The sequence below is a fragment of the Sulfitobacter noctilucae genome (assembly GCF_000622365.1).
In the GTDB taxonomy this organism is placed as follows: Bacteria; Pseudomonadota; Alphaproteobacteria; order Rhodobacterales; family Rhodobacteraceae; genus Sulfitobacter; species Sulfitobacter noctilucae.
Genome location: NZ_JASC01000014.1, coordinates 620849 through 643530, shown reverse-complemented (window position 1 = coordinate 643530; position 22682 = coordinate 620849). Strand labels below are relative to the sequence as shown.

21 protein-coding genes, 1 tRNA gene and 1 pseudogene are annotated in these 22682 nt (G+C 58.0%); 14 read left to right on the top strand and 9 right to left on the bottom strand.

Annotation, left to right across the window (positions count from 1 at the left end; translation table 11 throughout):
- Nucleotide 1 precedes the first annotated feature (1 nt).
- From Z945_RS0113215 to Z945_RS0113195, 5 genes and pseudogenes are all read right to left on the bottom strand, one after another.
- Nucleotides 2–1543 carry a phage major capsid protein gene (locus Z945_RS0113215; protein WP_025052587.1) on the bottom strand — a complete coding sequence of 514 codons (1542 nt, stop codon included), beginning with the start codon at nucleotides 1541–1543 and terminating at the stop codon, nucleotides 2–4.
- The gene (locus Z945_RS0113210) at nucleotides 1540–1863 is read right to left on the bottom strand and encodes a gene transfer agent family protein (protein WP_025052586.1); all 324 of its coding nucleotides are present in this window, start codon (nucleotides 1861–1863) and stop codon (nucleotides 1540–1542) included. Before Z945_RS0113210 ends, Z945_RS0113215 begins: the two co-directional genes overlap by 4 nt.
- A pseudogene (locus tag Z945_RS19680) lies at nucleotides 1860–2810 on the bottom strand (phage portal protein); the annotation flags it as partial. The pseudogene Z945_RS19680 and the gene Z945_RS0113210, both read right to left, overlap by 4 nt.
- Nucleotides 2811–3131: 321 nt before the next feature.
- Nucleotides 3132–4703: a site-specific integrase gene (locus Z945_RS0113200; protein ID WP_025052585.1), complete on the bottom strand. Its 1572-nt coding sequence runs from the start codon at nucleotides 4701–4703 to the stop codon at nucleotides 3132–3134.
- 90 nt (nucleotides 4704–4793) lie between these two features.
- Nucleotides 4794–4877, bottom strand: a tRNA-Leu gene (locus Z945_RS0113195).
- A gap of 134 nt (nucleotides 4878–5011) precedes the next feature.
- On the opposite strand from Z945_RS0113195, the gene Z945_RS0113190 reads away from it, so the two are divergent.
- Nucleotides 5012–5533, top strand: a complete 522-nt coding sequence (locus Z945_RS0113190) for a Hint domain-containing protein (protein ID WP_025052584.1) — start codon at nucleotides 5012–5014, stop codon at nucleotides 5531–5533.
- Here Z945_RS0113190 and Z945_RS0113185 read toward each other — a convergent pair.
- The gene (locus Z945_RS0113185; protein ID WP_025052583.1) at nucleotides 5530–7188 is read right to left on the bottom strand and encodes a bifunctional ADP-dependent NAD(P)H-hydrate dehydratase/NAD(P)H-hydrate epimerase; all 1659 of its coding nucleotides are present in this window, start codon (nucleotides 7186–7188) and stop codon (nucleotides 5530–5532) included. The two genes, Z945_RS0113190 and Z945_RS0113185, sit on opposite strands and share 4 nt — an antisense overlap.
- A gap of 172 nt (nucleotides 7189–7360) precedes the next feature.
- Between Z945_RS0113185 and Z945_RS0113180 the strand changes: the two genes are divergently transcribed.
- The 5 genes from Z945_RS0113180 to Z945_RS0113160 all read left to right on the top strand — a co-directional run bounded on the left by Z945_RS0113180 (nucleotide 7361) and on the right by Z945_RS0113160 (nucleotide 11079).
- A complete protein-coding gene (locus Z945_RS0113180) occupies nucleotides 7361–7699 on the top strand; it encodes a P-II family nitrogen regulator (RefSeq protein WP_025052582.1) in 339 nt (112 codons plus the stop codon).
- Nucleotides 7700–7741: 42 nt separating this feature from the next.
- Nucleotides 7742–9148, top strand: a complete 1407-nt coding sequence (gene glnA / locus Z945_RS0113175; RefSeq protein ID WP_025052581.1) for a type I glutamate--ammonia ligase — start codon at nucleotides 7742–7744, stop codon at nucleotides 9146–9148.
- 162 nt (nucleotides 9149–9310) lie between these two features.
- On the top strand, nucleotides 9311–9538 hold the full coding sequence (locus tag Z945_RS0113170) for a hypothetical protein (protein WP_025052580.1): 228 nt from the start codon (nucleotides 9311–9313) through the stop codon (nucleotides 9536–9538).
- A 90-nt stretch (nucleotides 9539–9628) separates the two neighbouring features.
- On the top strand, nucleotides 9629–10432 hold the full coding sequence (locus Z945_RS0113165; protein WP_037971053.1) for a lytic murein transglycosylase: 804 nt from the start codon (nucleotides 9629–9631) through the stop codon (nucleotides 10430–10432).
- 209 nt (nucleotides 10433–10641) lie between these two features.
- Nucleotides 10642–11079: a glyoxalase superfamily protein gene (locus Z945_RS0113160; RefSeq protein WP_025052578.1), complete on the top strand. Its 438-nt coding sequence runs from the start codon at nucleotides 10642–10644 to the stop codon at nucleotides 11077–11079.
- 24 nt (nucleotides 11080–11103) lie between these two features.
- On the opposite strand, the gene Z945_RS0113155 is transcribed toward Z945_RS0113160, so the two are convergent.
- The gene (locus Z945_RS0113155) at nucleotides 11104–11895 is read right to left on the bottom strand and encodes a heme-dependent oxidative N-demethylase family protein (RefSeq protein ID WP_338152105.1); all 792 of its coding nucleotides are present in this window, start codon (nucleotides 11893–11895) and stop codon (nucleotides 11104–11106) included.
- Nucleotides 11896–11948: 53 nt separating this feature from the next.
- On the opposite strand from Z945_RS0113155, the gene dddP reads away from it, so the two are divergent.
- Both dddP and Z945_RS20115 read left to right on the top strand, forming a co-directional pair.
- On the top strand, nucleotides 11949–13289 hold the full coding sequence (dddP, locus tag Z945_RS0113150; protein ID WP_025052576.1) for a dimethylsulfonioproprionate lyase DddP: 1341 nt from the start codon (nucleotides 11949–11951) through the stop codon (nucleotides 13287–13289).
- A gap of 391 nt (nucleotides 13290–13680) precedes the next feature.
- Nucleotides 13681–14679: a LysM peptidoglycan-binding domain-containing protein gene (locus tag Z945_RS20115; protein WP_025052575.1), complete on the top strand. Its 999-nt coding sequence runs from the start codon at nucleotides 13681–13683 to the stop codon at nucleotides 14677–14679.
- Nucleotides 14680–14725: 46 nt separating this feature from the next.
- On the opposite strand, the gene Z945_RS0113140 is transcribed toward Z945_RS20115, so the two are convergent.
- Nucleotides 14726–15880, bottom strand: coding sequence for a trans-sulfuration enzyme family protein (locus Z945_RS0113140; RefSeq protein WP_025052574.1), 1155 nt, complete (start codon nucleotides 15878–15880; stop codon nucleotides 14726–14728).
- A gap of 161 nt (nucleotides 15881–16041) precedes the next feature.
- On the opposite strand from Z945_RS0113140, the gene Z945_RS0113135 reads away from it, so the two are divergent.
- From Z945_RS0113135 to Z945_RS0113110, 6 genes are all read left to right on the top strand, one after another.
- Nucleotides 16042–17256, top strand: a complete 1215-nt coding sequence (locus Z945_RS0113135) for a bifunctional alpha/beta hydrolase/OsmC family protein (protein WP_025052573.1) — start codon at nucleotides 16042–16044, stop codon at nucleotides 17254–17256.
- A 196-nt stretch (nucleotides 17257–17452) separates the two neighbouring features.
- The gene (purB, locus tag Z945_RS0113130; RefSeq protein WP_025052572.1) at nucleotides 17453–18757 is read left to right on the top strand and encodes an adenylosuccinate lyase; all 1305 of its coding nucleotides are present in this window, start codon (nucleotides 17453–17455) and stop codon (nucleotides 18755–18757) included.
- 112 nt (nucleotides 18758–18869) lie between these two features.
- Complete coding sequence (locus tag Z945_RS20620) at nucleotides 18870–19031, top strand: hypothetical protein (RefSeq protein WP_161634096.1); 162 nt, start codon at nucleotides 18870–18872, stop codon at nucleotides 19029–19031.
- 194 nt (nucleotides 19032–19225) lie between these two features.
- On the top strand, nucleotides 19226–19753 hold the full coding sequence (locus Z945_RS0113120; RefSeq protein ID WP_025052571.1) for a tetratricopeptide repeat protein: 528 nt from the start codon (nucleotides 19226–19228) through the stop codon (nucleotides 19751–19753).
- Nucleotides 19754–19811: 58 nt separating this feature from the next.
- Nucleotides 19812–20879, top strand: a complete 1068-nt coding sequence (locus Z945_RS0113115) for a flagellar motor switch protein FliG (protein ID WP_025052570.1) — start codon at nucleotides 19812–19814, stop codon at nucleotides 20877–20879.
- Between the two features lie 110 nt (nucleotides 20880–20989).
- Nucleotides 20990–21898, top strand: a complete 909-nt coding sequence (locus Z945_RS0113110; protein WP_025052569.1) for a lysophospholipid acyltransferase family protein — start codon at nucleotides 20990–20992, stop codon at nucleotides 21896–21898.
- Here the strand turns inward: Z945_RS0113110 and Z945_RS0113105 are convergent, their stop codons facing one another.
- Entirely contained in the window at nucleotides 21899–22597 is a 699-nt protein-coding gene (locus Z945_RS0113105) for a DUF1223 domain-containing protein (protein WP_025052568.1), read from the bottom strand.
- Between the last annotated feature and the right edge of the window lie 85 nt (nucleotides 22598–22682).

The following is a 22682-nucleotide window of genomic DNA, read 5'->3' as shown; positions in this document are numbered from 1 at the left end:
CTTAGGCAGCCAGCGACAGTTTTGCCAGAGCTTCACCCATGACCACGCGGCCACCTACACGGCGCCGTGCAATCAACTTGACCATGCCAGACGCTGCACCGGTCAGTTCATCCCGGATGATTTCAAAGCCTGTGCGATCGGCGATGGCATATCCTTCGGCAAAGTCACCGAAGACAATCGGCGAATTGCCAGCAGTGGGGTCAGGCATATCGACAGCTTCATAGACCGGACGGCCCAACAAGTTTGCTGGTTGGCCGGACTGTAGACCCGCCTGCCAGATATACTGACCATCGGCATCCTTCAGCTTCCGGACCAATGCCATCGTCTTGCGGTTCATCAGCCAGACGCCATTTGAGGCGTAACCGGTCTTGATACCGTAATAGTGATCGATCAGAGCATCGGCGTCGATGGAAGCGACTTCGTTGTCCAGAATATCGGCTGAAACCATCACGCCTTCGGCCTGCGATGTGCCATTGCCGTTTACGAACCAAGTCGCTTCTTTTTGACCAAACCGGCGGGCAATGTGGTTTCCCAAATATGCCGAAAGATCGATGTGAGCGTCTTCCAAAAGGATCTTGGTAACGGGAACCACAACGCCCATTTCGAAAGGCTTAAGATCGATTTGGTCGAATGTTGGTTCGTCCACGTCTTTTTCCGCGCCCTCAGCAACTTCTGCCGGATCGACCTCTTGCTGAAGCCGGGGCAGCTGTAGCAGTGGGCCGTTCATCTGAATGGTTTGCGCGACGCTGCGCACGGGCGAGAATTCAGCGATCTTTTCGAGGATTGATGTGCTGACTGTCTCAGGCGCGAGAATGCCACCTGTGCCAGAACTATAGGCAAGCGATTTGATCTCTGTTCGATCGCCTGTGCGCAGGTAGGCCGCAAATGCTTTGGTTTCGTCACCTTGCATGACCGGGTTCTGGTCATGGCTGATCCGAGGCCGATTTGCTTTTGCTTCCATGCGATCAAGCCGGACCTTCATTTCTTCGAAAGCCTTGGTGTCGATCTGCGGGGCATCGTTCGCAGGGACTTTTGGGTCGATTTGATCGCCTGCGATTTCTTCTTTTTCCATGTGGGTTCTCTCCTGAATTGTCATGGTGGTGTCATCGGATTTGATGGAAGTGATCTGTGCGCCCGGATGACACGGGACCGCGACAACTGAAATTTCGTGAAGGTGCGCAGCTGTGATCGTGCGGCCTTTGGCGTGCCGCTTGGCTTGCTTGGTGACAAAGCCGATCGACAGGCCGGTGACGGCCTTACTCTGGATCATCGCACGCACTTCACGGGCGCGTTCTACGCCGTCTACTAGCAAGCGGCCTTTTACGGTCAGCCCTTGGTCCGTCTCTGCGATGTGATCCCAAACGCCGACGACTTGGCCTTGGTCGTGAGCGAACAGCATGGGCAAGGTTGCCGGTGCTGTTATGGCACCCTTTTCGATCACATCGCCAACGCGGTCTGCACTACCGAACGGCCATGCAATACCGGTGATCTCGCCTGCGTCTGTGACGGACAGAGCTGCCTTAACTTCGATGTAATTGGTCACGCTCCGGCCTCCTTATCGGGTTCAGTGCCGTTCCAGCGGGCGTCCAAAATATCCAAGGCCAGTGGAAACACTTCGCCCATGGGACGATTGCGTGCGTAGGTGTCTGTCAGCTGCATCGCCTCTTGAGGCGTCATGCCACCGCCGATCAGGCCAAGTCGGATGATTTCTGTCAGATCAGCAGACCTGAAGGCCATCGCCACCGTGCGCTGATAAAGCGTGCCAATGCCGCAATCGCAGACGCGTTCCAGTTCGGCGATCATGGCATCGGTCAGGGTGAAGGTGTGATCTGCGGTGCCGAAGAACCCAGTAAAGGTGATCATTCTGTGACCTCCGGTTGATCAGGCTGCATATCGGTAGTCGTAGTGATGTGGGGATTGTCGAGCTTGTTGCCTTCCGGGTGATCCGCCATGTTTAAGCCTCTGCGGACTTCGTTGCCGGTCATCACACCCATAGACCGATATTGCCCGTAAGCAGTTGCACGGGTGGCATGATCCGTAGACAACAGATCATCGGTGATGAATTCGATGTAGGCTTCGGCGCGTTCCTCTGGGGTCAGCAGGCAACGTGCATACGCAGCCTGCCAGTTGGTCAGCCAAGGCCGCAGGGTAAGCGTGAGGAACTGGCGCATCATCTGTTCGGTATTGGACCAAGTGCCACGGCTCAGCTCGAAAAGCATCGTAGGGGGCACTCGAAACACACGGGCAATTTCACGGATCTGCTCAAGACGGTTTTCCGCAAATTGAGTATCCGCAAGGGTCATAGACAGTTGTTGATAGTCCATGCCTTCATCGAGCAAGGCAGTGCCGCCTGCATTCTTGCCGCCGTGGGTCGTGAACCACGATGCAGCCAGCTTCTTTTTGGCTTCTGCGTCGAGGGACTTCTGTGCCTTGATCACTCCTGACGGACGGCCACCATTCGCAAACACGCCGCCGATATGGTGTTCGAAGCTGAGGGCCAATGCGATTGCTTCGCGACCCAAAGTGACCGGAGATATCCCGCCGAAAGCCTCAACGCGTAGTATGTCGCTGTAAGGTATGCGTGCTTGGCCGGAGACCGTGCTAACAAGGTAGAAAGGTTCGCCGTCTTGTTCTAGCTGGCGCTGCACCTTACCCGGTTCGATGCGATGCAACTCGAACGGTGTGCCATCCGGAAACCGGATAACCTGTGCGTGTCCTGCCCCGTGCAACAAAGCATCTGTGGTCAGCTGTTCGCGCAGCTCAGATGCACTTGTCCAAGGGTTCGCCTCATCATGGATCAAGCGATAGGCAGCGTGAGTAGTGAGCTAATCCTTCGTGTCCCGGTCGAACAGTTTGACCGGCATAGCACCAATAGTTTCGCTGATTAGCGATACTGCACATGCAACGGCAGGAACGCGCATGGCGCTTGATGGACCAACACTGATACCCGACGCAGTAGGCATTGATCCGAACAGCGCCCATGCTTCCGGATCAGTGAGCGTGATGGCTTTCTGTTCGGTAGTGAAGCCAAGAGCTTGCTTTAGGCGAGTAAGGGCCATGTGAACCTATGTAACAAATTGAGTGTTGCATAAATACCACAGTAAGAATCCGAGGGAAAGAGCAAAGTTATTTTATGCCGTCATGCAGTTCAGATCGTAGTTCGGGAGCTGCTCTATCGCGTTCGTTTTCGTCTTCAAGGTTACATCGCCATAGTTGTCTGACGAAGTTTTGGCCGCATGTCCTTGGATTGCATCTACAACACGATCAGAGATGCCCAGCTCACGGCATTGGGTCTTGAACCTGTGCCGCCAAGCATGGTTTGGCTGCAACCCGTCAGGCCGCAAGCCTGTAGTGCGGAGCCATTCTGAAAGCTTGTTAGATACTATGACCGCTGCACGTTGGAATTTCTCAGGGTCTTTCGCGTTATGGAAAAGCGGGCCGTCTTTTGCCGCCAGCACGAACTCAGGGAAACCTTCGGCAATGATCTGGTCGTGCAATGGGATATCGCGATATCCGCCAGACTTCACTGTGCCAGCATCCGGAGTAATCCTGATCACCCACCGCCCTTCCACCTTCGTGACGTCCTGTTTGCGCAGCTGGATAATCTCTGAAACCCGTGCACCTGAAAAAGCGCAGATCATCGGCACCCAACGCTTCACATTTGCGATTTGGACTGATTCACGCACGTTCCCGAACTCATCAACTTTTGACTGATAAGATCGGGACGCCTTCAGAACCTTCAGCGCTTCTGCATCTGTGTAACCGCGTTCGCGGCTGTAAACCTTCCTCGCCTTCGGCTGCTTCACGGATGCTGCTACATTTTCGGTTAGGCGCTCGTTCTCAAACGCCCAAGAAAACAGTGAACGAATTGCCGAAAGATAGACGTCGTTCACGGTCTTTGCACACCGGTCTTCCAGCACCTGATCGCGCCATTCGAGCAAGTCCCTCTTGGTGATGCGTCTCGCGTCATTGTGCTTAACGAATTTTCGCAGGCTTTCGATAACCGGCAACTGACGCTTGCCCTTGTCCCGCATGAAACCGGCCTGAACGCGACTATTGACGTAGTCGGTCCAAAGCTGCGTGAGATTCACGGGCTTGTCAGGGTTCTTTGGTGGCTCTGCATCCTTGAGGAGCGGCAAATTAGTTTCGCCAGAAAAGTTGCCTTCATCCCGTTCGACAATACGTTCGAGTGCTTCCAGATCGGCCATGCAAAGCGCTCTGGCTAGTTCCCGCCAAGCCGGACTGCCCTCTAGAACATCTGTATTGCCAAGGGTCCGATACCGTTCGATGTGCGGCCCGACCAGCACCTTCAGCTCTTCGTTAGTTGCATGCCCCCCAACAGCTGCACGCAACTGGTCTACAAGCAGATCGTTGATGCCGATTTGACCTATTGGAAAGTGATTCCGTCGCCGCTCATCGAACATCAAGCGCAAGGAATAATGGTTATAAGCCAACTGATCCGTCGCAAGTGGGTAACGTGCCGGAGTGCCGTCGCCGATCCCTGCCTCACGCTCAGCGAGAGCAATTTTGTGTTGAAGTTGAGCCACCGCACCGGGCAGCAACTTCACCGCCTGCCGATAGTCACCGCCCAACGGAGTTCGAAGTTCCGTTTTGCCAACAAATTTTCGCAGGTCTTTCGGGACCACTAACCGTGCATGGTAGCGTCCACGACGGTTCACCAAATTCTTGATTTTGCCTGTCACATCACGGCCCGTTTGTAACCAAAGTTGTAACCATCAAACGGACTTTGCCCCTTGTTTGCAAGGGCATTGTTTACTTTCAAGGAGTTAGAGTGGTGCGGGTGAAGGGACTCGAACCCCCACGCCATAGGCGCCAGAACCTAAATCTGGTGCGTCTACCAATTCCGCCACACCCGCAACAATCGCCGAAGCGATTTGTGGTGACTAGCAAAGACTGCGGCGATTTGCGAGACCAAAAAAGAGCAAGACATTAACATCTTTTTGGCATATAGTTTTGATAACCAGAGCAGGTTAATAAGAAAGAGACGCCCATGAAACCGAACACGGTCGGGCGCGTAGACGGCAATGATCGTCATGCGGGCCAATTTTCGCCTTATGTCACCGTTGATACGGGGCTGATCCAAGGCGCTATGCTGCTAACCCTCGACGGTGAAATGCCGGTCGAATTTGTGTCGGTCGGTGACAAGCTTATCACCCGCGATACAGGCATTTCCAAAATCACGCATATCCAGCGCACCACTCGCGAGGTGCATCAGATTGCCCTGTCCGCAGGATCACTGGGGCATACCCGCCCCGAACGTGATGCGGTTCTGGCAGCTGAACAGATGGTGCTGATCCGTGATTGGCGCGCACGGGCGCTCTTTAACACAGAAGTGGCGCTTGTTTCGGCGCGGGCATTGCTGGATGGTGAATTCATTACCGATCTGGGCACGCAGGAAACCACGCTGTACCAGATATTCTGTGACGGCCCGCATATCCTGTATTGCGATGGGCTTGAGCTGAGCACCGCTGATGGCGCGCGCGCCCGCGGTGCTGTCTTGCACGCCGCTTAAAGGCCCAGGTCTTCAAAAACTTTCGGTAGCTGCTCCGGCAGATCCTCTGCGATCAGGCCGGGGCCGAAACCTCTCGCACATTCGACATGCAGATAGGCCGCGAGTTCGGCGATCTGAAAAAGCGCTGCGCTGGTGTGCGGTGCTGCCAATCCTGCGATCAACCCCGCCAGAACATCGCCTGCGCCCGCCGTTGCGAGCCACGGTGCCTCGCGCCCGTAGGCCGCAACGTGAACCGACGCGGCCCCTTGCGGGCTGGCGATGACCGTATCAACGCCTTTCAGCAAGATGATGCAGCCTGCGCGAGCTGCCGCTTCGCGCACCACATCGACTTTCGACTTTCCCTGCCGTTCCGAGCGGGCCAGATCGGGGAACAGCCGTTCGAGCTCGCCCTCGTGGGGCGTCAGGATGGTGCGGGCATGGGTCTGGGCAAAGAGCGCTTCGGGATCATCGGCAAAACAGCTTAGCGCATCGGCATCCAGCACAACCGCCGGATTGCGATCTAAGCGTGGGCCAGCGCGGCGGGCCAGCACCTCAAGCACCAAAGAACGGGTGCGAGGCGTAACCCCCATACCCGGCCCCATGCAAAAGCCAGACACCCGCGCATCGGCGACATCTTCAAGCGGGGCGTCTTTCTTCAAGGCGCGCAGCATGATCGCAGTCAACTGGCAGGCGTTTTCGATCAGCGCAGCAGGCGGACAAAGCACCGTCACCAGACCCGCGCCCGAGCGCAGCGCGGCACGGGCAGCCAGCCGTGCGGCACCGCCCTGCCCCACACCACCCGCAAACACTGCCACATGACCAGAATCATACTTGTGGCCGTTGATCCCGGGCTTCCCCATGACGGATTTTAACCACACGCGCGGGGGTATGGCCCGTCCGGTAAAGACCGGCTCGACCAGCCGGATGCGCTCCGGATTAGGGTCTTGCATAAGAGCCCGCTGTTCCTGCGCCGCACCCTGTAGACCAATATCAACAGTATGAACCCTTCCACACAAGATCGGACCCGTTCCGAGATAGTGGCCCGGCTTGGGACTATGAAAAGTGACAGTCAGGTCGACCTTGTTCTTGGTTTGGGGCCAGTTACTGTCTCCCGCCTCAACTGCAGCCGTGTCAATGACAACCATACCGGTGTCGAGATCAAGCCCTGATGGGCCGTCGACCGCTACGCGCTTGATCTGATGGGGCTGCTTCCACGCTTTCATCGCGCCTGCGTCGAGCACTTCTGCCACGACATCCGGTACCGGGCGCGACAATCCGATGCCAAATACCGCATCGATCCAGACATCCGGACGCGGCCCTGCGAACACTGTCTCGCTGTCCAGCGCATGCACCGGCCCATCCGCGCTCCACAAATCGTAGTTTGTCTTGGCATCCGCGGACATCCGGCCCGGATCGCCGAACAGATGCACGCGCACCTGCCACCCCTTGGCCCGCAACAGTCGGGCAATGACAAACCCGTCGCCGCCGTTGTTACCCGGTCCGCAAAGCACAACAGCACGGCGCTCGTCCTTTGCCAACTCGGGCCATTGCGCCAATATCGCATCCACCACGCCCTGGCCTGCACGTTCCATCAAGGTCAGGCCGGTGACCGCACCCCTGTCTATCTCGGCTTTTTCAAAGGTACGCATCTGCTCGGATGTCAGCAATTCGGTCATTAAAGCCCCCAAGTTTTCATTCCGCACATTATTTAGGCACGCCGCCACTTTTTACGTCAGCGATGCCGGTTTCCCAGCACTACCCCCTCCGAGTCGCCTGACCTTTATGGATTCCCCCTATGCGAAATGAAATGACCTCGAACAGCCAATGCATTTCCGGGAGGGACATCGTATGAAGAAAATCGAAGCGATCATCAAACCGTTCAAGCTGGACGAAGTCAAAGAGGCCCTTCAGGAAGTCGGCGTACAGGGTCTTTCCGTAATCGAGGTCAAAGGCTTTGGGCGCCAGAAAGGCCACACAGAACTGTACCGCGGCGCTGAATATGTCGTTGATTTTCTGCCAAAGGTGAAAATCGAAATCGTTCTGGACGACGAGCAGGTCGATGCGGCCATCGAAGCCATCGTAGCGGCGGCCAAGACCGAAAAGATCGGCGACGGTAAGATCTTCGTCTCCCCGATCGAACAAACCATTCGTATCCGCACCGGCGAAACCGGCTCGGACGCGCTGTAAACAAATACCCACTCACTATCTCAAGGAAAAGGACACTCCCTGATGAGCAATTCTGATTTTCTGAAGCAAATTAAAGACGAGGACATCGAGTACGTCGATATCCGTTTCACCGACCCACGTGGCAAGCTGCAGCACGTCACAGTCGTGTCCGATCTGGTGGACGAAGACTTCCTTGAAGAAGGGTTCATGTTTGACGGCTCCTCCATCGCGGGTTGGAAGTCCATCGAAGCCTCCGACATGAAGCTGATGCCAGATGTGAACAGCGCCTACATCGACCCGTTCTATGCGGAAAAAACAATCTGTGTGCACTGCTCTATTGTCGAGCCTGACACCGGCGAAGCCTATGACCGCGATCCACGCGGCACAGCGCAAAAGGCCGAGGCCTATCTGAAGTCTTCCGGCATCGGTGACATCTCTTATTTCGGTCCCGAAGCGGAATTCTTCCTGTTCGACGATGTGCGTTTCTCCAACTCTATCAACAAAGTATCCTACGAAGTTGATGCGACAGACGCATCCTGGAATACCGATACCGAGTATGAAATGGGCAACATGGGCCACCGTCCGGGCCTCAAGGGCGGCTACTTCCCTGTGAACCCGACGGACGAAGCACATGACCTGCGCGCTGAGATGCTCTCCACGATGAAGCGTCTGGGCATGAAGGTCGACAAGCACCACCACGAGGTGGCGTCCTGCCAGCACGAGCTGGGTCTGATCTTTGGCTCATTGACCGAACAGGCGGACGAGCTGCAGAAGTACAAATATGTGATCCACAACGTGGCGCACGCCTATGGCAAATCGGCCACCTTCATGCCCAAGCCTATCTACGGCGACAACGGCTCCGGCATGCACGTGAACATGTCGATCTGGAAAGACGGCAAGCCGCTCTTTGCGGGCGACAAATATGCCGATCTGTCCCAAGAAGCGCTGTACTTCATCGGTGGTGTTTTGTCCCACGCCAAGGCGCTGAACGCGTTCACCAACCCGGCGACAAACAGCTACAAACGCCTGATCCCGGGCTTTGAAGCACCCGTGCTGCGCGCCTATTCCGCGCGGAACCGGTCGGGCTGTGTGCGTATTCCGTGGACAGAAAGCCCCAAAGCCAAGCGCGTCGAGGCCCGTTTCCCCGATCCGGCGGCAAACCCTTACCTGTGCTTTGCAGCGCTGCTGATGGCTGGTCTTGACGGTATCAAGAACAAGATCGATCCCGGCGAGGCGATGGACAAGAACCTTTATGACCTGCCTGCAGAAGAGCTGGCGGATATCCCAACAGTGTGTGGCTCCCTGCGCGAAGCGCTGGAAGAGTTGCAGGCCGACATGGACTTCCTGCTGGCCGGTGATGTGTTCACCCGTGACCAGGTCGAAGGCTATATCGAGCTGAAGATGGAAGAGGTGCACAACTACGAGCACACGCCTCACCCCGTCGAATTCGGCATGTACTACAGCTGCTAATCGGCACGACTTTCATGAGGGAGGGCGTCCTTTCGGGGGCGCCCTTTTTCGTTGCACCCATTTCGAGGTCATCTCAACCTTTCCCAGACTATGCCCGTTCCCTGCCCCATTTCCGCCCAGAATCCTAAGCATACGCTAACACAAGGAAACGAGGAGACTGTCATGGCCGTATCTACCACAACATTTGAAGAGCGCCTTTCGCGTATCAACAATGGCCAGACTGTCGATGCTGCCGCAAAGGTCGGACGCACGAAAAACCGCCGCAGCTTTCGCGCCCGGATGTTGACCTTCCCATGCCTCGTCGGTGTCGGCATCCTTACCGGTGGTGCAGCCTATGCATTTGCTTCCGTGCAGCCAGAAATGCAGTGGGTTATGGCACTGGCAGGCTGAGCATAGCATTCCTGATCTCCACAACGTTCTAAGTTGAACCTTGAGCAAACCTCGCTAAGCTGTGCGCAACAGTTTTGATGAGGTACTCCCATGCGTAATATCCGGACAATTCTATATGCGGCTGCGGCTTCTATGGCCCTGACCGTGCCTGCTTTGGCTGCTCAATGCGGCAACAATGCCGGCGGGTTCAACCAGTGGAAAGCCGCTTTTGCCGGCGAAGCGCAAGCGGCAGGTGTGGGCCAGCGCGGGCTGCAGGCCTTGGCGAATGCACGCTATGCTACCGGCACGATCCAGGCCGACCGCAATCAGAAGTCTTTCAAATATTCCCTGTCGAAGTTTATGCAGGTGCGCGGGGCTGACACGATCGTCAGCCAGGGCCGTAAGCGCAAGGCACGTAGCGCGGGGTTCTACCAGTCGCTTGAGCAACGCTACGGCGTGCCTGCGGGTGTTATTCTGGCCATCCACGGGATGGAAACCGGCTTTGGCGGGTTCATGGGCAAGAGCGAGGTGGTTTCGGCCATCACCACACTGGCCTATGATTGCCGCCGCTCTGCGTTCTTTGTGCCTCACGCGATCGGCGCGCTGAAACTTGTCGATCAGGGGGCGATCACCAACGCCACCAAAGGTGCCAAACACGGCGAGCTGGGTCACACGCAATTCCTGCCCGGCAATGCGCTGAAATACGGCGTGGATGCCGACGGTAACGGGCGGGTGGATTTCTATAACCAGACCGATGCGCTGGCCTCTACCGCGAACTTCCTGCGCAAGAAGGGGTGGAAACCGGGCCAAGGCTATCAGGAAGGCCAGCCAAATTTCAATGTGATCAAACAGTGGAATGCGGCAACCGTCTATCAGCAGGCCATTGCAATCATGGCGGCGCGGATCGACGGATAAGGGCATTTGAGCCACAGTTTCTGCAAGGCCCGCCCGTTCCAACACGGCGGGCCTTGTGCGTTTTGCATGACCTTCCTATATGCGGTGCAAGGGTCAGGCCCCTGCCGTCCGCATTCCGGTGAAGTCCTGTAGTAGAGACCAAACCTTCAATCTCGCTGATTGATGGGCAACGCGGACCCCCTGATCCCCTGCGAGAAGGAAAGTTTGATATGAATACCACCAAAACCCTTCCGTCCCGCGATATGCTCAAGGCGCAGGCCAAGCGGTTGCGTGCCGATTTGACCGCACGCGGCCAGGTGATCAGCCACGCGCAGGCATTGGAAACCATTGCGCACCAATGGGGTGCCCGCGATTGGAATACGTTAAGCGCCCGTGCCTCTACCCAGCATCCCGGCGGCTTTGCCCCCGGCCAGCGGGTGACCGGACGCTATCTGGGCCATCCGTTTCAGGGCGAGGTCAAGGCCGCGCGTCAATCGGCAAACGGCTTCTGGTCGCTGACCCTGCGCTTTGACACGGCAATCGATGTCGTGACCTCACCGCTGTTCAGTTCGATGCGCAGACAGGTGAGTGCGACGGTGACGCCCAAAGGTGTCTCGCCGCAAAAGACCTCTGACGGGCAACCGCATATGGTACTTGATATGGCTTGAGGCTTGGAGGCCGGAGCTTGTTTCTCACGCTTCGGCCCTTTTTTGTGCCACCACGAATGTATGAATGGCAAAGACCACAGCCTTGGTCTGTGGCAAACGCAGGATGCATTGCCGTTCGGAACGGATGAAGCCGCCTGCTCCGCTCGCTTTGCGATAGGGTTGGTGCAGATCTGCATCAAGGTAATCGAGCCGGTTGAACCGCCACAAGGGGCGCCCCACCTGCACCCCGTCGAACAGGCGCTGCACCCGCCGCGCCAGCTGATTATCATACTCATCGACAGGATCGTGAATGGCGAGAAGCCCGCGCCCCACCTTATCGGCCAGCCGCCAGTTTGCTGGAAAGCAAAGGACCGCGCCTGTCAGCACATGCTCTTCTCCGCGCCTTTCCAGAATACACAGGTCTTGCTGCACCAGATGGCCCAGCGTCAGCAGCGGGTCATCGTCCGTTAGCGGCACGCTGATACCATCCGGACAGATCACATGACCGTCGTGCACCGCAAAACCCAAATCCGGCAGAAGGGCGAGAACCTCCCGCAAAAGCTCTTGCGCTGCAGGCTGTGCCGCAGGGTCGGTCCACAACACTTTGTCGCTGCGCGTGCGCAGTAACTCTCTGCGGTAGGCCATCTGAGCGGGATAGGCCTCATCCACCCGTAGCCAGTCCTGCGCGGCGCAGGGGGCCACGCCGGGTAACGCTTTGAGCACTTCCATTTCGGGCGGCAAGGTGGATTGCAGGATCACGGTCATGCCCTTTTGCGTATCTGTCGCCGCCGTCGGTGTCTTGCAAAAACGACATTCCCGCGCGTCGGTTCCGGCCAAGACGCCTGCACAATATGCGCCAAGCTGGGTCAAAGCCCGAAGGACGGCCCGCCATGAACACCCATTTCCTAGAGACCCGCAAAATTGATCCTGGCAAAGGCAGCCATCTGCCTGATGGCTCGCCCAATGATGCAGACCGGGTGGAGATCGGTCCGACCCTGCTCGCCTTTCGCGAATGGGAAACTGCGGGGCTTATCCTGCCTGACCTGAAGAGGATGCGCCGCTATCGCTGGGAGCGGTTGACGCGCCATGTTGTAGAGCGCGGGTACGGCGGGCTGTTGATGTTCGATCCCCTGAACATCCGTTACGCCACCGACAGCACCAATATGCAGTTGTGGAACACGCATAACCCGTTTCGGGCCGTCCTGCTGTGCGCGGATGGCTATATGGTGATCTGGGATTACAAGAACTCGCCTTTCCTCAGCGAATTCAACCCCTTGGTCCGGGAGCAACGCTCGGGCGCGGACCTGTTCTATTTTGATCGCGGCGACAAGGTGGATGTGGCCGCAGATGTGTTCAGCAACGAGGTGCGCGACCTGATCGCAGCCCACGGCGGCGGCAATATGCGGCTGGCAGTGGACAAGATCATGCTGCACGGGCTGCGCGCACTGGAGGCGCAGGGCTTCGAGATCATGGACGGGGAAGAGGTCACGGAAAAGAGCCGTTCGATCAAGGGACCGGACGAAATTCTGGCGATGCGCTGTGCCAGTCATGCCTGCGAAACCGCCGTGCGCCGGATGGAGTATTTTGCCCGCACCGAAGTGCCTATGGGTGCCACTTCAGAAGATGACATCTGGGCCGTGCTGCACGCGGAAAATATCAAGCGCGGCGGCGAATGGATCGAGACACGCCTACTCACCTCCGGCCCACGTACCAACCCGTGGTTTCAGGAATGTGGCCCCCGGATCGTGCAGAACAATGAAATCGTGGCCTTCGATACCGATCTGGTGGGCAGCTATGGCATTTGCGTCGACATCTCGCGCACATGGTGGGTCGGAGACCAGAAGCCCCGTGCGGATATGATCTATGCGATGCAGCACGGGGTCGAGCATATCCAGACCAACATGCAGATGCTGCGCCCCGGCGTGATGATCCCCGAGTTGTCGGCCGGCACCCATGTGCTGGACGCGCAGTTTCAGGCGGGCAAATACGGCTGCCTGATGCATGGCGTAGGGCTTTGTGATGAATGGCCGCTGGTGGCCTACCCCGATCACGTAGTTGCGGGGGCCTATGATTACCCGCTTGAGGCGGGGATGGTGCTGTGCGTCGAGGTGTTGGTGCAGCCTGAGGGCGGCGATTTCGCAATCAAGCTCGAAGATCAGGTGCTGGTCACGGAAGACGGGTTCGAGAATCTGACGACCTACCCCTTCGATCCGCGCCTGATGGGCGCATAAGCATCTAGATCAGCTGATAAACCGATTGCTACCTGAGATTGAATGTAATCTCATCTGTGGTTTTGTTTTGACCGCTCCTTGAGCCACCCGATATAACCCCCACAACTCTATAGGCAGCAGGCTGGGCGTTCCACCAACCTACATATTGGGTCCGATTCGAGGGGGTACAAAGGAATTAAAGCCATTGGCTTGCACGCCTTAGGCCGCTTACTTGATGCAACCTAAAGGCGCAAAAACAACAGACCTCCTGCCGTTCGGCACCACAGAATCACAGCACTCCCCTACCTCATGCCAGCGTGCGCTTTCACGGTCGGGATGTTTCGTTCTCCATATTTCCAGTTTCGCGATTTTTCCGCTCTGTCGACGCACTATTGAATAAAAGGCAATCATTATGAAAAGCTATCAGGCCAAAGCGCCTTATGACAAAAACGAGAAATCATTCCCGCTTCTGCACATCGCTGTCGGCGGTGGTGCCTTTATGGTGGGGGCCTTGCTGGCTTTTGGCTATGCCCAATGGAATGCGCAAAAACAGCAACTGGCCCTGATGACCCAGATGGTCGACCAGTTGAGCCAGCCGCAGACGGCCCTCGCGCCCCAGCCGGTTGCGGTCTTACCGCACCCACAGGTCCCGGCAGAACAGGTCACGCGCAACGCGCCTATTGATCTGTTGACCCTCAACAGCGCGTCGAATGCTGCGCCGCAAGCAACGGCCGCCGTGGCTTTTGTTCAGCCAGATGCGCCCAGCGGGCCAAGCACAGCCGAAAAACTGCGCCAGCTTGTCGCCACGCCGCCTGTCCCCGCCTTGGACGATAAAGTCATTGCGGATGCCAGACGCCTTGAAACACTAGCGATCATTCAGGCAGGTGTTCAGGAGCTTGTCGGTGCTGTTGTTGCGGGGAACTATGACATCCACACCGACTATGAGGACGAGACATTCTCTGGCCGGATCCATTTTGCCTTTGTCGGGCATGAAGAGGACCAAACCGAGCTGGAACGATTTCTGGCCAATGCTGCCGAGGCTGGCATCGTAGCCCACAGCAATTCGGTGGTGGATGCCGATGGCAAGGTAAACGGCCATATCCTGCTGTTCGATCTGGTGGAACGTGCGCTGCAAAATGGCACGCTGGAAGAACAGCATGCCGGTGAAAAGATGCGCAAAGCTGCGATAGCGATGCTGGCCAAGGACAAGACGGTCGGGTCAGAAACCGCCTCTGCCGTGACAGGAGAGCGGTATTACACCGTCGAAGCTGGTGACTCCCTCGCCTATATCGCGCTGCAATTCTACGGCAAGGTCGATGCGTACGAGCTGATCTTTCAGGCCAACCGCAGCAAGCTTAGAACACCGGATCGCATCCGTGTGGGCCAGCGCCTTCTGATCCCGAGCGCGTGAATTTGCGTCACTGGCGGTCACATACCGCCGGTGCCTCGCCTCACGTCTACTGGCCGAGCGCTTGAGCCAGATCGCGGATCAAATCGTCCACATCCTCGATCCCAACGGACAGACGCAGCAGGCCTTCGGGAATACCGGTATGGGGCTCGATTGTATGACGATGCTCGACAAGGCTTTCGACACCGCCCAATGACGTGGCCCGCTGGAACACCTGCATGCGGCCAACAGCCCGCAACGCAGGGGCGGCACCGCCCCTGACCACAAAAGACAGCAAACCGCCAAACCCGCCGGACATCTGTGCCTTTGCAGTCGCATGGCCGGGGTGAACCGGCAAACCGGGATACAGCACGCTTTCGACTTGAGGGTGGTCCGACAAATATTCAGCAAGCGCCATCGCATTGCGCGACATTTCCCGCATCCGCAGCGGCAAGGTACGCATGCCCCGCAACAGCAGCCACGCCTCCATCGGGCCAAGGACAGCACCTGCGGTATCACGGTCCGCGCGGATCATCTGCCAGATGGGCGCCTCCGTATCATTTACCGAAAGCGACCCAGCCAGCACATCTGAATGACCGTTGATTCCCTTGGTTGCCGAATGCATCACCATATCCGCGCCATGCGCTAAAGGCTGGCTAAGCACGGGTGAGGCTGCGGTGCTATCGACCACCAACTTTGCCCCGACCGCATGGGCCATGCGCGCAGCACCTGCAATATCAGTGACCCGTAGCCAGGGGTTCGAAGGCGTCTCAACCCAGACAATTGCAGGTTTATGTGCGGCACAGGCCGCCTCCAGCGCCTGGGGATCGGCGGTTTCGACCTCGTGCAGATCAATACCGCGTCTTTCGCAAAAGCTGCGGATCCAGGCTGTCGTGCCCCAGTAGATCTGGCTCTGCACCACCACGCTGGCCCCGTTCGGCACCGTCCGGAACACTGCCGCGACCGCCGCCATGCCAGAGGGAAAGAGCAATGTTTCCGCCGCCTTTTCGAGCGCGGACAAGACCCGTTCCGCCATGCGCGTGTTTTCACTGTGCGAGCGCAAATAGACATTGTCGGCGTTCAGCAGACTGTAGTCCTCGGCGCGTGCAAAGGTCGTGGCCATATGCACAGCGGGCACCACACCGCCGGTATCAGGGTCACTTTGCCCTGCCGCGTGGGCGGCAATCGTGGCGGGATGTAAGGGCGTCTTGGGCGGTTGCGTCACGGCGGTGATCTCTTTTCTAATGCAGGCCCGGCCTTGCTATACCCCGCATCTTCTACAGGCAATCGCATTGCCTGCGTCACGGTAAAGTGAACTTGCGGGCTTTGGCTTGCGCCTGCCTGCCGCCTGCCCCACCCTCACCCCAATCACAGCAGGAGCATCGCATGCCAACCCAACGGATCACCTTTCCCGGTCACGACGGCAGCCAGCTTGCCGCGCGTCTTGACCTGCCAGAAGGGCCACATCTGGCAACGGCCCTCTTTGCGCATTGCTTTACCTGCGGCAAAGACATCCCCGCGGCACGGCGCATTGCAGCGCGGCTGGCGGGCATGGGTGTTGCGGTATTGCGTTTTGATTTCACAGGGCTCGGCCATTCCGAAGGCGAGTTTGCCAACACGTCCCTCACCTCCAACGTGGCGGACCTGGTCGCAGCGGCCAATTACCTGGCAGAGCAGAACATGCCCCCGGCCTTGCTGATCGGCCATTCACTCGGCGGCGCTGCAGTCCTGCGCGCAGCGCCCCAGATTGAGGGGATCAAAGCCGTGGCGACCCTAGCTGCGCCTTTTGATCCCGAGCATGTCACCCACCATTTCGCGGCCTCCCTGCCCGAAATCGCCGAAAAGGGCGTGGCCGACGTGTCTCTGGCTGGCAGGCCTTTCAAGATCGGCAAGAGCTTTGTGGAGGATGTCTCTGCCGCACAGCTCGCCCCTGCAATCGCCTCTCTGCACACCGCTCTATTGGTGATGCATGCGCCACTGGATGCGACGGTGGGCATCGACAATGCCTCCCATATCTTTGGTGCCGCCAAACACCCCAAAAGCTTTGTGACGCTCGATGATGCGGATCATCTGATCAGCCGCGCTTCAGACGCCGAATATGCCGCAGACGTCATCGCCACATGGGCGCACCGCTATCTCGGGCTGACCCCGCCTGCACCGCCCCCCGGTACGCCGGAAGGTATCGTACGTGTGGCCGAGGCCGATCCGGCAGGCTTCCTGCAGGACGTGAACGCGGGTCCCCATCACCATGCCCTGGCAGATGAGCCACTGGCCTACGGCGGTACAAATCGCGGCATGTCACCTTACGGGTTCCTCTCTGCCGGCCTCGGGGCCTGCACCTCGATGACCATCCGGATGTATGCGCGCCGCAAAGGCTGGCCGCTCACCCACGTCAGTGTCGATGTCTCGCATAACAAGGTCCACGCCCAGGATGCCGAAACCGGGGGCGGCGACAAGATCGACCTGTGGCACCGCTGCATCAAACTCACGGGCGATCTCAGCGCGGATCAACGCCAGCGCCTGTTGGAAATCGCCGACAAATGCCCGGTTCACCGCACGCTCGAGCGGTCCTCGAATGTGAAAACCAAACTGATCGACTAAGACCCCTCCCCGGCCCCTTTCTCTTTTTGGCCTTATATCCCGCGGGGAATCGATCTTTGATCGATGGGGCAGAGCCCCCTTTTAAAGACTCCAGCGCCAGAACATCCAATCGGGGCCATCCATCTTGTTCTCGCGTCCCTGGCAAGCTATGCCGCGCAGGAGTTTTGAACCTGTCGCAACCCAAAGGCCGCTGCCCATGATCCCCCGCTATTCCCGTCCCGAAATGGTCTCTATCTGGTCTCCCGCCACTAAATTCCGCATCTGGTACGAAATCGAAGCCCATGCCTGTGATGCCATGGCCGATATCGGCGTGATCCCGCGTGCCAATGCGGATGCGGTCTGGAAGGCCAAAGACGTGGAATTCGACGTGGCCCGCATCGACGAAATCGAAGCCGTCACCAAACATGACGTCATCGCCTTTCTGACCCATCTGGCCGAACATATCGGCAGCGACGAGGCGCGCTTTGTGCATCAGGGCATGACCAGCTCGGACGTGCTGGACACCTGTTTCAACGTGCAACTGACCCGCGCCGCCGACATCCTGATCGCGGATGTCGAGGCACTGCTGGCCGCGCTCAAGCGCCGGGCGCTGGAACACAAGAACACCGTGCGCATCGGGCGCAGCCACGGCATTCACGCCGAACCCACCACCATGGGTCTGACATTCGCGCGGTTCTACGCCGAAATGGACCGCAACCTGCGCCGGCTCAAGACCGCACGGGCCGAGATTGCGACGGGTGCCATCTCCGGTGCCGTGGGCACTTTCGCCAACATCGACCCACGGGTCGAGGAACATGTTTGCGAAAAATTGGGCCTTTCGCCCGAGCCGATCTCAACCCAGGTGATCCCCCGTGACCGCCACGCGGCCTTCTTTGCCGCTCTTGGTGTTGTCGGCAGCAGCATCGAAAACATCGCGACCGAAATCCGCCACATGCAGCGCACCGAAGTGCTGGAGGCCGAAGAATTCTTTTCTGCGGGCCAAAAAGGCTCTTCTGCGATGCCGCACAAGCGCAACCCGGTGTTGACCGAAAACCTCACAGGCCTTGCTCGTCTGGTGCGCATGGCCGTGGTGCCCGCAATGGAAAACGTGGCCCTCTGGCACGAGCGCGACATCTCGCACTCAAGCGTGGAGCGGAACATCGGCCCCGACACCACCATCACGCTAGATTTTGCCCTGTCGCGTCTGACCGGTGTGATCGACAAATTGGTGATCTATCCTGACAACATGCTCGCGAATATGAACAAATTCCGTGGCCTTGTGATGTCACAACGCGTTCTTCTGGCGTTGACACAAGCGGGCGTCAGCCGCGAGGATTCCTACAAGCTGGTCCAGCGCAATGCGATGAAGGTCTGGGAAGAAGGCAAGGATTTCAAAACCGAACTTCTGGCAGATGCTGACGTACTCAAATCGCTGAGCGCAGAAGAGATCGAAGAGAAATTCGATCTGGGTTACCACACCAAACACGTGGACACGATTTTTGCCCGTGTTTTCGGCAGCTGATCGCCTGCAAAACAGGCAAACTCAGGCACAGGGTGTTGCAGGGTGACGCAAGGTAATTGATTTGTTCCGCAATCGGTGTACCCTTTAAGGTCTAACCAGAAGGAGACGGACCATGAAGATCAAGACCCTTGCACTTGCAATCGCCCTGACCGCCGCCCCTGCGCTCGCCTTTGCCGAAGGTTGCAATTACTCCAAGCAAAAGCAGGCGATGTCCTGTGCTGCTGGCACATCCTATGACAGCGCAACACAGACCTGTTTGCCCGTCAGCACCTGACATTAGGTCACTCAGACAACACTTCGAACGCGGTATCCGGGATCGGGTGCCGCGTTCTCTTATGAACGAACCCCTTTGTTGCGATGCTGCCGGCGCGAAACTTTTCCGCTCACAGCTCCGTGTTAAAATCACATGACACTTGGCCGAGATCGCAAACACGCTATCTTTCTGCCGAACATGAACAGGAGCGTCCCATGAAACATTTTATTCTTTCGACCGCTATCGCCTTGCCGCTGTCCGTATCCGCCGCGTTCGCCGCCGGTGGCGGAAACGAGACCGCGCCTCCCAAGCCCAAATGCGAGGCGGGTATGGTTTATGACAAAGAAACAAAGTCTTGCGTGAACGCACAGGAAAGCAATCTCGATGTCGACAGCCTTTACGAGAATCTGCGCGAACTGGCATATGCTGGGCGTTATAAGGACGCCGAAGCGGTGATGGCCCAGATGCCGGTTGATGACGACCGCCGCCTGACCTACATGGGCTTCACCCAGCGAAAGCAGGGCAATGTCGATGCGGCAATGGGATACTACGCGCAGGCGCTGGCGCTGAACCCGGCCAATAATCTGGCACGCTCCTACATGGCGCAAGGCTTTGTGGAGCAAGGCAAAATGACACAGGCGCTTGCCGAATTGCGTGAAATACGGGCGCAGGGCGGCTCCGGGACATGGGCGGAAGCATCCTTGCGCACGGCCATCGCTACGGGTCAAACCTTTAGCTACTGATTTCAGCTTTTCTTCATCTTTGCGGGCCATACCGACGCCATAACGGGGGTCCTCAAAAATGAACGATATTGTGCCAATGAATAGCTTTGCGCCGCTGCCTGAGCACGTGGGCGGCGGCTTTTCCCATTCTCTCAGCCGCAAGGCCAAGGCTGCGGTTGTGGTACGGCTGCTTCTGAACGAGGGTGCGGATGTGCCTCTTGATGAACTGCCAGAGGACCTGCAGATCGCGCTGACACAGCAAATGGGGGCCATGCGCGTGGTGGACCGTGATACGCTCAACGCTGTGGTCTCGGAATTCTCGGAAGAACTTGATCGCATCGGCCTCTCCTTCCCTTCCGGTATTGCGGGTGCACTCGATGCACTGGATGGCAAGATCAGCCCCCAGACAGCGGCAAGACTCCGCAAGGAAGCGGGAGTGCGGCAATTTGGCGACCCTTGGGCCCGACTGCGCGAATTAGGCGTGGATGCTTTGGTGCCGGTGCTGGAGAATGAAAGTATCGAAGTGGCCGCCGTGATGTTGTCAAAGCTGCCAGTGGCTATGGCGGCAGAGCTTTTGGGCCGCATCCCAGGCGCGAAAGCCCGAAAGATAACCTATGCCGTCTCCCTGACCAGCGCCGTGACCCCCGACGCGGTGGACCGGATCGGCCTGTCATTGGCGGCCCAACTCGATTCTCAGCCTGAGCGTGCCTTTGCGGATGGTCCTGTTGCGCGGGTGGGTGCGATCCTTAATTCCTCCACCTCTCTCACCCGTGATGAGGTTCTGACCGGCTTGGACGAGACCGATCAGGGCTTTGCCAATGCAGTGCGCAAAGCCATCTTTACCTTTGGAAATATCGCCAGTCGCATTGCCCCGCGCGATATTCCCCGCGTTCTGCGCGATGTCGATCAGGCCAAGCTGGTCGTGGCCCTCGCCGGCGCAGAAGCTGCGGGCTATGCCACGGCCCGCGACTTTATCCTTGAGAACATATCAGCGCGGATGGCCGATCAGCTGCGCGAAGAAATAGAGGCCGCCGGTAAGGTCAAAGCCGCCGATGCCGAAGACGGCATGTCCGATGTGGTCAGCGTGATCCGCCGGATGGAGCAATCGGGCGATCTGCTATTTATCGTTGAGGACGAGGAGGACTAGCGCCCCGCACATCCCGTTGCAGCGGCATTTCGCACCGGGGTCAAACCACACTTGTTGCCTATGGGTGAGCGGGCTATGTCTGGCGGACCCGATCCAAACCACCGAGCCTTATGTCAGAACAGCCTGCCCCGGATGACCCTCATGATGCCCCGCTGCGGCGTGCCAGCGACTTTCTGACAAATGCTGCGATTGTAGGGGTCATCAAACTGGCGCTTGCCCTGCCCTATGCGGCGCGGGTGCGCTTTGTCGGCTGGCTGGTGGAACGGGTGATTGGACCCGTCGCAGGCTACAGACGCCGCGCGTTGCATAATCTGGCTTTGATATTTCCGAGCATGCCCGAGGACCAGCGCGCCGCCATTGCAACACGATGTCTGAACAATGTGGGTCGCACTTTTATCGAAAATTACTCTGATCGTGATTTTCCGAACCGTATGGCAGACATCACCCCCCATGGACCCGGTGCGGAGGCTCTGAAGGATGCTGTGGCAGACGGCCGGCCGGTGATCCTTGTGACCGGCCATTTCGGAAATTACGAGGCCACCCGCGCTGCATTGGTTGCGCAGGGCTATGACATCGGCGGGCTCTACCGCGATATGAAAAACCCCTATTTCAACGCCCACTACGTCAAGACGATGGAGGCGTTCGGCGGGCCGGTCTTTCCACAAGGGCGGCGAGGTACGGCGGGGTTTGTGCGGCACCTTAAAGGCGGCGGGCAGCTTGTCTTGCTGTTCGATCAGCATGTCTATGCCGCGCCCGTGCTTGATTTTCTGGGATTGCCTGCCCGCACCGCCCTGTCGGCCGCAGAGCTTGCCCTGCGCTATGACGCGCTGCTGATCCCGTTTTACGGCATCCGGCAACCTGACGGGTTGAGCTTTGATGCGGTATTGGAAGCGCCCATCCAACCGTCCGATGCCGAGACAATGACACAGGCATTGAACGACAGTCTTGCAGCGCGGGTGCGTGAAATGCCGGAACAATGGTTTTGGGTGCACCGCCGCTGGCGCGGCGATGAAGTCTGATCAGCGCAGTCGTGCTGCGGCCATGATTGGCCCGGCGTTCTGCTGTTGAATGATCACCACGACAGGTTTGTCCCCTGAGACTGACGTTGTGAGGTCCAGCGGCGTTGATCCGTCCCACTCTGCCAATTCCGTCCATCCCTCGACGATGTTATTATAGCGCAATGTCTTGCCCCGGTTCTCACCCCGCTTGATTTCTGTCGTCTGGCTCGGCGCATAACGCAAAAGATGCACTGTCATGACACCTGGCGGGGTCCCGACGACGTCGCCCGTGATACGAAGGTCATCGCCCTGCCGCGACAGTCCAACCGTTACAGAGGCCGGTTTGCCTGCATGTGCTGCAATCGCTTCGGAAAGCTTCATCGGTTTTGCGCCGACGATATCGGTGCTGCCTTGCACGATCATTTCGGGCGTATAGATCGACCGCCGGTTGCCCGACGCCGCATATGCCCGCTGACGTGCTGCATGTGCAGGATCGGCAAAGACGTCTTTCCAGCCGATGTAATCCCAGTAATCCACATGCAGCGCCAAGGCGATCACATCCTCGCGCCCGGCCAGTTCATGCATGATCGCATCTGCAGCCGGGCAGCTTGAACACCCCTGCGAGGTATAAAGCTCGACAACAACGGGAGTGTTCTGCGCGGTGGCAGCCCCCGCGAAAGCAGTGACAGCGGTAAAGAGGGCAGCGGTGAGATATTTCATAACGATCCAGTGACAGTCGAAACCTGTTTCCCTCGGTGTATCCCCGCCATGAGAAAATAACCAATCAAGGTTTCTTGAAACCCGT

What these genes read in the sequence shown, in the direction of transcription:
- Z945_RS0113210 (WP_025052586.1), bottom strand. Translation starts at nt 1,863, where the DNA reads ATGATCACCTTTACTGGGTTCTTCGGCACCGCAGATCACACCTTCACC.
- Z945_RS0113190 (WP_025052584.1), top strand. Translation starts at nt 5,012, where the DNA reads ATGAAACCGAACACGGTCGGGCGCGTAGACGGCAATGATCGTCATGCG.
- Z945_RS0113185 (WP_025052583.1), bottom strand. Translation starts at nt 7,188, where the DNA reads ATGACCGAATTGCTGACATCCGAGCAGATGCGTACCTTTGAAAAAGCC.
- Z945_RS0113180 (WP_025052582.1), top strand. Translation starts at nt 7,361, where the DNA reads ATGAAGAAAATCGAAGCGATCATCAAACCGTTCAAGCTGGACGAAGTC.
- glnA (WP_025052581.1), top strand. Translation starts at nt 7,742, where the DNA reads ATGAGCAATTCTGATTTTCTGAAGCAAATTAAAGACGAGGACATCGAG.
- Z945_RS0113170 (WP_025052580.1), top strand. Translation starts at nt 9,311, where the DNA reads ATGGCCGTATCTACCACAACATTTGAAGAGCGCCTTTCGCGTATCAAC.
- Z945_RS0113165 (WP_037971053.1), top strand. Translation starts at nt 9,629, where the DNA reads ATGCGTAATATCCGGACAATTCTATATGCGGCTGCGGCTTCTATGGCC.
- Z945_RS0113160 (WP_025052578.1), top strand. Translation starts at nt 10,642, where the DNA reads ATGAATACCACCAAAACCCTTCCGTCCCGCGATATGCTCAAGGCGCAG.
- dddP (WP_025052576.1), top strand. Translation starts at nt 11,949, where the DNA reads ATGAACACCCATTTCCTAGAGACCCGCAAAATTGATCCTGGCAAAGGC.
- Z945_RS20115 (WP_025052575.1), top strand. Translation starts at nt 13,681, where the DNA reads ATGAAAAGCTATCAGGCCAAAGCGCCTTATGACAAAAACGAGAAATCA.
- Z945_RS0113135 (WP_025052573.1), top strand. Translation starts at nt 16,042, where the DNA reads ATGCCAACCCAACGGATCACCTTTCCCGGTCACGACGGCAGCCAGCTT.
- purB (WP_025052572.1), top strand. Translation starts at nt 17,453, where the DNA reads ATGATCCCCCGCTATTCCCGTCCCGAAATGGTCTCTATCTGGTCTCCC.
- Z945_RS20620 (WP_161634096.1), top strand. Translation starts at nt 18,870, where the DNA reads ATGAAGATCAAGACCCTTGCACTTGCAATCGCCCTGACCGCCGCCCCT.
- Z945_RS0113120 (WP_025052571.1), top strand. Translation starts at nt 19,226, where the DNA reads ATGAAACATTTTATTCTTTCGACCGCTATCGCCTTGCCGCTGTCCGTA.
- Z945_RS0113115 (WP_025052570.1), top strand. Translation starts at nt 19,812, where the DNA reads ATGAACGATATTGTGCCAATGAATAGCTTTGCGCCGCTGCCTGAGCAC.
- Z945_RS0113110 (WP_025052569.1), top strand. Translation starts at nt 20,990, where the DNA reads ATGTCAGAACAGCCTGCCCCGGATGACCCTCATGATGCCCCGCTGCGG.
- Z945_RS0113105 (WP_025052568.1), bottom strand. Translation starts at nt 22,597, where the DNA reads ATGAAATATCTCACCGCTGCCCTCTTTACCGCTGTCACTGCTTTCGCG.